General features: G+C 73.2%; 2 protein-coding genes. Both read left to right on the forward strand.

Annotated features, from left to right (window positions below; genetic code table 11):
• Positions 1-531 (forward strand): hypothetical protein (locus tag GA0115259_RS35405; protein WP_370749256.1); only part of this gene is annotated, 531 nt, incomplete at its 5' end.
• The gene (locus GA0115259_RS35410; RefSeq protein WP_093604465.1) at positions 528-1,943 is read left to right on the forward strand and encodes a hypothetical protein; all 1,416 of its coding nucleotides are present in this window, start codon (positions 528-530) and stop codon (positions 1,941-1,943) included. The genes GA0115259_RS35405 and GA0115259_RS35410, both read left to right, overlap by 4 nt.
• Positions 1,944-2,152: the final 209 nt, after the last annotated feature.

A 2,152-nucleotide genomic window follows, 5' to 3' on the forward strand; every position in this document is an offset into this window, starting at 1 on the left:
TCGCCGGTCGTCAGCAACGCGGTGTCGGGCGCGGCACTGCTGCTGGCTCTGGAGGAACGGAGGGCATCCGGGGCCCGGGACGGGAGCTCGGCCCGGGCGGGTGGCGTGCCTGCGACGGGTGCGACGGGTGGCGCGGGTGGTACGGGTACGGCTGATACAGCGGGCACGGCCGGTTCGGGCGCCGGGACGCCCTCCGGGCCCGGCTCGGGCGTCAGCTCCGCCGATCTCGCTGTTCTCGTCGGCGCCGTGGCCCAGGTGTCCCGCTGCCTCCAGGACGGCGGTACGCCACGTCACCGGGCCGATCTCGCCGCCGCCGAGGCCGTCGCGGCTCTGTACGAAGGCCGCGACGCGGGCGCCGGCGCCTTCCTCGGACTCCTGGCGGGCCACCGGCCACCGGGCACGCCCGCGCCGATACCCACGAGCACGGCCGTATCCGCCGTCCGCCGTCTGCGGCGCCGACTGGCCACCAGGTTGTCCGGCCGTAGCTCCGGCTCTGGCTCTGGCTCCGGCGTCCCCGCGAGCGGAGAGTGAAGCGCCCTCCCGCCTCCGGCGGGCCCGCCCTGCCTCCACCGCCCTGGCTGTGGCTGGTCATGGCGATGTACCTCTATCAAGTGCCCGGCAGTGTCACCTGGTGGCACGCACAGATCCTGGACCTCTGGACGGACCGGACATACGGCGCCGCCGTCGTCTCCGGTTCCGGGTTCGCCGCGCTGCGCGTGATGACGGTGAGCCAGGCGATGCCCTTCCTTGTCATGGCGTCCGGAGTGGCCACCGTCCTGCTGCCGCATCTGCGCGGCCGGTACACGGAATGGCGCTACCACCTCGTCGATCCCGATGGCGGCGCCGCGGACGGTCCGTCCTCCGCCGTACGTTCCGTACAGCGCCTGCTCGACCAGCACGCGCCGGGGACGACGCTCAAGATCTCCCTCCGGGCCCGCGGCCCGTCGATCAGGGTGTACGCGCGAGGCTGGCGCGAGCGCGGGGTCGCCGTGTCGCTCGGATTCCTCGCGCTCCGGCAGAGCGAACCCGACCGGGCCCGCGCGCTGCTGCTGCACGAGGCGAGGCATCTCACCTGCGGCGAACACCTCATCACCGGTCTCGGCAGCCCTTTCACCCGTGTCGTCGGTGCCTGGCCCGTGCTGCTCCTGGTGTGCGGTGCCGGCCCGGTGGTCTGGCTGTTCCTGACGCACGCGCCGACCTCCTCGATGATGGTTGTCCAACTGGCCGTCGTCGTCATGCGGCTGCCGCTGGTGCTGCTCCTGCCCGTCATCGCCCTGTGGTGCGCCGAGTTGGCGGCGGACCGTTACGCGGTGGCCGATGCCGGGCGGCGCACGGTGCTGGAGGCACTCGACGCCACCCGAACCTCCGGGCCGCGCCGGATGCTCGGCAAGCTGTACCACCCGCCGAGCGCGCTGCGCAGGTGGTTCATCGAGCGGTCGCATCAGCCGGTGGCGCCACTGCTCCTTCTGCTGGCCGGGCCGATCGCCCTGCTGCTGTACGCCGTGCTCGTGACGCCCTTCGGCGTCGTGAGCCTGATCGCCCTCGGCGACGCGCCGCTCACCGCGCTCGCCAGCGGGCTGGACCTGGCACACCGGGACCTTCTCTTCTGGCCCTGGTGGGCGGTCATTCTGACCGTGGTCCTGCTGTGGCCGCTCCTGGCGAAGCCATGGCTCCGGCTGTGGGGCGCTCCTCAGGCCGTACCGGCCGCCCGCGAAGCCGTACCGGCCGCCCACCAGGCCGTACCGGACCAGACGAGCCCGTCCCTGTCCGCGTCCCCGTCCGCGCTCCACACCTCGTACCGCCGTCGGACGCACCTCATCGCCGCCCTGCTCCCGGCCCTCGTCCTCGCCGTCGCGCTGCTGCCGCGTACCGGCGCGGCCGAGCGCGATCCCGTGCTGCGGCCCGACTCCGCCACGACCGCCACGGCGGAGACCGAGGACTGAGACGGTCCCCGCCATTCACGGGTTCTTCCTCCAGCCATTGCCGAAGCGGCGCCGAAGTGCCCGCCGGCCCCGCGTAGTTTGCCCTCGGTCAATCGGACAAACTTCGCGGAGACGTACATGTGCAGTCCGCTTCATCAGCCCGACGGCGTCCTCCCGGCCGCCGCCTCCAGCCGCCGTCGCTTCCTCAGAGCCACCGGGCTGGCCGGCGC

This window comes from Streptomyces sp. MnatMP-M17 (assembly GCF_900091995.1).
GTDB lineage: Bacteria > Actinomycetota > Actinomycetes > Streptomycetales > Streptomycetaceae > Streptomyces.